6 protein-coding genes and 1 pseudogene are annotated in these 6,712 nt (G+C 65.0%); 3 read left to right on the top strand and 4 right to left on the bottom strand.

Translation table 11 applies throughout. The features are described from left to right. Nucleotides 1-107: 107 nt before the first annotated feature. Nucleotides 108-944: an HNH endonuclease gene (locus ACVWY0_RS21930; protein ID WP_485838572.1), complete on the bottom strand. Its 837-nt coding sequence runs from the start codon at nt 942-944 to the stop codon at nt 108-110. A gap of 366 nt (nt 945-1,310) precedes the next feature. Continuing rightward, entirely contained in the window at nt 1,311-1,769 is a 459-nt protein-coding gene (locus tag ACVWY0_RS21925; protein WP_141139800.1) for a DUF4383 domain-containing protein, read from the bottom strand. Between the two features lie 448 nt (nt 1,770-2,217). Between ACVWY0_RS21925 and ACVWY0_RS21920 the strand changes: the two genes are divergently transcribed. Next, on the top strand, nt 2,218-3,534 hold the full coding sequence (locus ACVWY0_RS21920; RefSeq protein WP_485838571.1) for a cell division protein PerM: 1,317 nt from the start codon (nt 2,218-2,220) through the stop codon (nt 3,532-3,534). 43 nt (nt 3,535-3,577) lie between these two features. On the opposite strand, the gene ACVWY0_RS21915 is transcribed toward ACVWY0_RS21920, so the two are convergent. Then, nucleotides 3,578-4,006, bottom strand: a complete 429-nt coding sequence (locus ACVWY0_RS21915) for a hypothetical protein (RefSeq protein ID WP_485838570.1) — start codon at nt 4,004-4,006, stop codon at nt 3,578-3,580. A gap of 39 nt (nt 4,007-4,045) precedes the next feature. On the opposite strand from ACVWY0_RS21915, the gene purN reads away from it, so the two are divergent. Beyond that, a complete protein-coding gene (purN, locus tag ACVWY0_RS21910) occupies nt 4,046-4,612 on the top strand; it encodes a phosphoribosylglycinamide formyltransferase (RefSeq protein ID WP_485838569.1) in 567 nt (188 codons plus the stop codon). A gap of 150 nt (nt 4,613-4,762) precedes the next feature. Beyond that, a complete protein-coding gene (locus ACVWY0_RS21905) occupies nt 4,763-5,704 on the top strand; it encodes a hypothetical protein (protein WP_485838568.1) in 942 nt (313 codons plus the stop codon). A gap of 75 nt (nt 5,705-5,779) precedes the next feature. Here the strand turns inward: ACVWY0_RS21905 and ACVWY0_RS21900 are convergent. Further along, nucleotides 5,780-6,619: pseudogene (locus ACVWY0_RS21900) on the bottom strand (MFS transporter); the annotation flags it as partial. Between the last annotated feature and the right edge of the window lie 93 nt (nt 6,620-6,712).

Raw genomic sequence — 6,712 nt, 5'->3', positions numbered from 1 at the left:
ACAAGGCCCCAAGAGCCAACCAACCATCCGGGCACAATCAAATGATTCTTCGATAAACGCTACGCGGGCATCTTGACATGATTCCTCGGGGAGCGGGGGCTGTTTGATTATTTGCCGAGGATCTCGCGGGCAACCCGCTGGGCCTCGATCTCCTCAGGGGCAACGGTGGTTCCGCGGAGGAAACCGGCGGTGGCCATGATTTGCCGCAGCTCGGCTTCCGTGCGCGGTGTGCGCACTCCGAAGTGGGCCATGGCGTGGCAGTTGGCGCACAGCGGAACCAGGTCCGTGAGCGGGTCCAGTTGGTAGCCGCCGCCGAGTTGGGCCGCGGGCACCACGTGGTGGACGTCAATGAAGTCTTTGCCGAGCTCCCCGTACGCCAGCTCGAAGGAGAACCCGCAGGCCGCACAGCTGCTGCCGCGGTGCGCGATACACGCCCTCCGGGCCTCGGCGTCACGCTCATAGCGGTTCGTGGTGACACGGACGACGGCGGCCTCCGGGTACGTGCCGGGCGCTGGCTGGGTTGGGTCTGCTCCTTGCGCCGGCCCATAGGTGGCCCAGAGCGCCCGGACCGCTGCCGCATCGCGGGGATCCAGCGCCGTGCCTTCGATTTCGGTACTGTTCCACGCGATGTCGGCCACTGCTTCTGTGAGGACCGCTGCGGGGACCTGATCGCCCAGGGGCAGGAGCGCATCGAACTCCACCTGCGCGGTGAACTCAGGCTCCTCCGGGTGCCCGGGCTGCCCCGACAGGACCACGCCATGGCCGATCAGGCCGGGACCGTGTGCCCCCAGCAGGACCAGCCACACGCCGGTGCCTGCGGCAACGCTCCGGCCCAGGTTCCAGGGCTCAAGGTGGAGCCCTGTCGCGGCGACCTGTTCAATAACAGCCGCGTAGTTCCAGCGGTTCCAGCCGGCCGGGTCCCAGCCCAGGATGATGTCGCTCATGGGGCCATTGTTGCAGGCCCAACGGCCCGTGCCGCCTTTGGCGCGAACGGACACTTGCGGCCCTGATTTCCAAGCGCGAACTGGCAGCTAATACCGTCAAAACCGAGTTTTGAGGGTATTAGCTGCCAGTTCGCGCCAGAGGGTGGGCCTCAAGTGTCCGTTTGCGCTGGACCCCGTGCGTGGCACTTAGCGGCCACGCGTCTCAGAAAGCGGCCCCGCGCCGCCGTCGGCCGCTAAGGAGCAGAAAGAAGCCGGTGCAGCTGTTCGCGGAACGCGGCAACTGCACCGGCGAGGTAGGACGAATATTCAGAACTTATGGATCATTTCTCATTCGCGGCTCCTATATCCCGGCCTGTCATTTCCGGGCTATTTCCTCTCGCCGGACATGTTCCTGGAGAACAGCCAGCCAGCAGCAACCATTGCGACGCCCAGCACGAGGTGGGTCCAGTTGTCAGCCATGTTGAACGACAGGAAATTGGCCGCCGAGTCAACGCCGACACTGAGCCCGAAAATGCTGAGGATGATGTACAGCGCGCCTGCTCCGATGAGGAAGTTCCGGGCGCCATGTTCGGTCCGGGACATCGCCCAGCCCGTTGCGCCGATGGCCAGCTGCACAATATTGAGCAGCATGGACACCTGGAACAGCCCAAGGAACATGGCATGGGAATCAGGTCCCAGGAACATCAATTCGCTGTACTGGGTGGTGACGCCGGGGATAAAGCCCAGGGCACCCACCACCAACAACAGGATACCTACTCCCATGCCGGCATTCTGGACGTCTGCGCGCCCAAAATGAACGTGTGCATGTGGGGATGCGGTAGTCATTTTTTCTGCCTCCAACCACTGATTGCGGACATTCCAATTTTACGGCGGCCCCGCGGAAAAAGCGCCGAATCAGGCCCGGATGGGGACTTCTGCCCAGCGCGCTGCTGGCGAGCGACCCGGACGAGGCACCCGGACAGACTGAACGCCCGACAGTCTGAACGACCGACGACGGCGCCATCACCGGCGGCGGCCGTCCCGCCGTCGTCGTCCGGTTCTTCGCCTGCCACGGGCCACCATGCCGGTGGTGGGGCAGTCGGTGAACAAGGACAGGCAGTGCAACATGGCGTGCTCGCGGGAGCCGGGCCGGATGTCCTGCGCCCACCTCCGCACCGGTCACGGGTTCACGATCAGCGCGGCGGACTACGAACTCTGGTGAGGCGCGTCTCGCCGGGAGAATGAGCCTGTCGAAGCCCGGTCCGAAGCCCCGGCCGTGACACCATGGGACACGATGAAACTGCGCGCTGATCAGACCGGAGACCGAGGCCTTCCCATGCCCTTGTGGTTGCAGGGAGGCCTCGAAACGGCGCAGGCTGCCATCATCTCCGCGCTCCTGGTGGTGGTTCCCATTGTGGCCGTGTGGGCCACCGCGGGCTTCCAGAACACCGCCTTTGATGTTCTGGCCCGCCTCGCCGGCCAGGGCTGGCTTCTGATTCACGGGGTGCCGCTGCAGCTCGCCGTCGTCTCCGGCGAGGCTGGTGCGGCCGGCAGTCCAGGCTCCGGCCTGCTGACCCTGGTGCCCCTCGGCCTGACCCTGATCCCGTTTTTGCTCGCCTGGCGTGCGGGGCGGCGCCTGGCCCGGGCCTCCTATACGGACCAGCTGTGGCAGGCGCTGCTCGGGTCCTGGGTGGTCTACTCGGCGTTCGGCGCTGCCACCGGCTTTGTGTGCCGCACGGCCGACGTCGTCATTAACATCTGGTTGGCAATGCTCATCCCGCTCATCCCGTTCGCCCTCGGCATGGTGATCGGCGCCCGCCGCGAGGCAGGCTCATGGAGCCGGCTGATCGGCGTCGACGCCGTCGACTGGATCTCGCGCACCAGCCAGCATTCCCGCTGGGCCGGCTCCTATTTGGGCTCCGCGGCGAAGGCGGGCTGTGTGGCTCTTCTGGCGGCGTTTGCGCTCGCCGGTGTGCTCCTGGCCGTGGACCTCTTTATCCACTGGAACCTGGTGATTGCTGTCTATGAAGCGCTCGACGCCGGCGCGGTAGGGGGTGCGGCGCTCACCATCGCGCAGCTTGGGTATCTGCCCAACCTCGTGGTTTTTGCGCTGGCCTGGGTCTCGGGCTCGGGCTTCGCCCTGGGCGTGGGCTCGCAGGTGGGGCCGCTGGGCACCGCCACCGGGCCGCTGCCGTCCATCCCGGTCTTCGCCGCTATCCCGTCGGGTTCGCTGGACTACGGGTTCGTGGCGCTGGTGCTGCCCGTTCTGGCGGGTATCCTGGCCGGCTGGTGGTTCCTGCGCGAAGGCGAAAACCACTTCGACGAGTGGCTCTCCATTAAGCTGCACGCGCGCTGGTTCACGGCCACGGTGTCCACGCTTGCCCTCGGCGCGCTGGTCGGGGTTGTGTCCGGGCTGCTGGCCGCGGGCCTGGCCTGGCTGGCCCGCGGCTCCGCCGGGCTGGGCCGCCTTACCGCCATCGGACCCGACCCCTTGTGGCTGGGACTCTGGATTGCCGCGGAGGTGGGCATCGGCGTCGTGATCGGTTACGCAGCCGGACCGTGGCTGGAACGCCAGCAGCACGTGGATGAGGAAGCGGAACTGGCCCGCTAGTCTTTCGTGGCTGCTACTGGCGTGGCTGCCGCTGGTGTGGCTGCTACCGGAGACCCGGCAGCGAGCTTTCCAGCTGAACCCGGCAATTGGAGAGCGCCTGGTCGGTGAGGGCCTCACGTGAGCAAGTCTGGAAGTCCAGGACCTGGCGGAAAAACAGCGCCGTGGCCAGGATGACCAGCAGCATGATCAGCGATACCACCAGCCCCGAGATGGTGCCGAACAGGACCAGCTTGGACTCCTTGAGCCTGGCCGACCGGACCAGCAGGAGGATACCCAGCACAAAGCTCGCCGCGGTCAGGATGCCGGTGAGCCAGAGGTAGCTGACGTCGAGCTGGTAGACGAAAAAAGCGCCCAGCACGGTGACAATGAAGATCCGGAACAGGTTGCGGGTTTTGGTGAGCGAGTCCTTGGCGGCGTCGCTGAGCGGCTGTTTGGTCCGTTGCTGGCCAGCCGGTTCCGGGGTGTTGTTCATGTTTTCCAGCCTACGCGAGCGTGCCCATAAGCTAGACCCATGCGCATCGTAGTCCTCGTTTCCGGTACCGGGTCCAATCTCCAGTCAGTCATCGACGCCGTCAAGGCAGGGGAGCTGGACGTGGAAATCGCCGCGGTAGGTGCCGACCGGGAGGGGACCTACGGCGTCGAACGATCCTCGGAAGCCGGGCTGGAGACGTTTGTGGTCAACTTCAACTCCTTCCCCACCCGCGACGAATGGGATGCCGCGCTGACCGCCCGCGTGGCTTCCTACGCTCCGGACGTGGTGGTGTCCTCGGGCTTTATGCGCATCGTCAGCGCCGACTTCATCGCTGCCTTCAACGGCAAGTACCTCAACACGCACCCCGCGCTGCTGCCTGCGTTCCCCGGCGCCCACGGTGTCCGCGATGCCATGGCCTACGGCGTGAAGGTCACCGGCTGCACGGTGCACTGGGCCGACGCCGGGGTGGACACCGGGCCCATCATCGCCCAGGAAGCCGTCACGATTGAACCGGGCGAAACCGAGGAATCCCTGCACGAACGCATCAAGGTGGTGGAGCGCCGCCTCCTGGTCAACACCCTGGCAGCCCTCGCCGCCGCTTCCTAACCCCACCCAACGCCAACCCTCCCCAACTGAGTAGCGCTATCTGTCGTTTTGACCGCCCAAAACGACAGATAGCGCTACTCAGTTTGGCAGGTTGGCAGGAACCTGTGGATAACTTCAGCAGCGTTTTCGCGGGGCTGCCAACATGGGCACATGAAAGTCCCCCGTTCCCTGCCGGAATCGCTGGCTGTGCTGCCGTTCACCTTGAAAGAAGCGGCCGACGCCGGGATCACCGAACGGCAGTTACGTCACCAAGGTCTGGGGCGGCCCACCCGTGGAGTCCGGGTGCCAAGGGCGGACGACGTGGCCGTGTACGGCCTGGCGCCCAACATTCGGCCGTATACCCAGGTCACGGAGTTCGCGGCAGCTTCGCACGCCTCTGCGTTCTTGCTGTGGCAGTTCCCCGGGTTCCTGCAGGGGAGCGATGATCCACTGATTCATATCTCGCGCCCGGACACGGAAGCCATCATGCGCCGACCAGGGGTGAAAGGTCACAGGGGTCAGTTCTTTGCCGACGAAATTGTCACCCTCAACGGCCTGTTGATCACGTCCCGGGCGCGGACGTGGCTGGATTGCGCCCGGAAGATGAGCATTGACGAGCTGACTGTGGTTGCCGATCACCTGCTGAGGATTCCCAGGCTCGGTTTCGAGGGCAGATCCGAGCCCTACGCAACGCCGGCCGACCTTGCTGAAATGCTCGATCGGCACAAAGGAACGCCCGGCATTCAGAAGGCGCGCCTTGCCCTTGAGCAGGCGCGGATCGGGTCCGACTCCGCTCAGGAAACCAAACTTAGGCTGGCACTGGAGTACCGCGGGCTGCCCGAACCGCGACTGAACGTTCCATTGGAACTGGGCGCCGGCGTCGTACGTCAACCGGATCTCGCCTATCCGGAACAAAAAGTTGCAGTGGAGTACGACGGCGAAGGCCATTCCGAGACGGCGCAGATCGTCCGCGACATTGCCCGCGAAGAGGACTTTGCCAGGGCGGGGTGGTTGATGGTCCGGATCTCGAGACGGCACATGGAGAACGAAGCCCGGGCCGCCGTCGCCAAAGTCCGTTCAGCGCTGATGAACCGCGGCTGGTCTCCCAAGTAAGTAGCGCTAACTGTCGTTTTGAGCGCTCAAAACGACAGTTAGCGCTACCTAGTTGGGGGGGGGCGACGCCGGGGGCTACTCGAGGCGGCGCTGCTTGGTTTCGGGGGAGAAGAACGCCATCCACAGGACGGCCACCAGCACCAGCCCGCCGGCCAGGGCGAAGGACGTGGCCAGGCCCAGCTCGGGCCAGAAATAGTTCGCAAATATGAGCGGCCCAAAACCAGCCCCCAGCCGCGAGAACGTTGACGCCCAGCCAAAGCCGGTGCCGCGAAGCTCGGTCGGGTACAGCTCAGACACATACGCGTAGAGCACGGGAATCGCTATCTGCACCACAAACCCGAACACCAGCAGCCAGAATATCGCGGCGGTGGGGATGTCCACCACAATCGCCACGATCACTAGGGTCAGCGCGGACAGCGGGCCCGTGATGGCAAGGATCCATTTGCGGCCCACACGCTCCACCAGCAGCGCGGCCACAACGACACCCAAAAGCCCAACCGCCGCCATGGACGCCGTGGTCACAAACGCCTTGTACTCGGCGAAACCAGCGCCGATCAGGATCCGTGGCATCCATGTCAAGGACAGGTAGTAGACCAGCAGGATGCTGAAGAACAGGGCCCAGGCCGTGGCCGTGATCTTCCAGTTGAACTGCCACACCAGGCGCAGCTGATGCCAGGCGCTGCCGGCGGAGAGCCGCGGAACTTCCTGCGCGTCGGGCAGGCTGTAGGCCCGGGGTTCGGCGCCCGTTGCCGCCACGAGGTCGTCGATGACCTTGGCAGCTTCCTCGCGGCGCCCCTTGCGGATGAGGAACAGGGGCGACTCCGGAACGCTGCGCCGGACCCAGAACACCAGGAGCGCAGGAAGCACCATCACCAGCATGGTCAGCCGCCAGTCGCCGAATACGGCCACTAGACCCAATGCAGTTTACTTAGCACGGGTGTGTTAATGTTTCGGCATGGCGCGTAGTGGATGGGTGACCCCGGAGGGTCCGGAGCGGTTGAGTGACCA

This window comes from Arthrobacter sp. UYNi723, from assembly GCF_054057635.1.
This window is presented reverse-complemented; position numbering and strand designations above follow the sequence as displayed.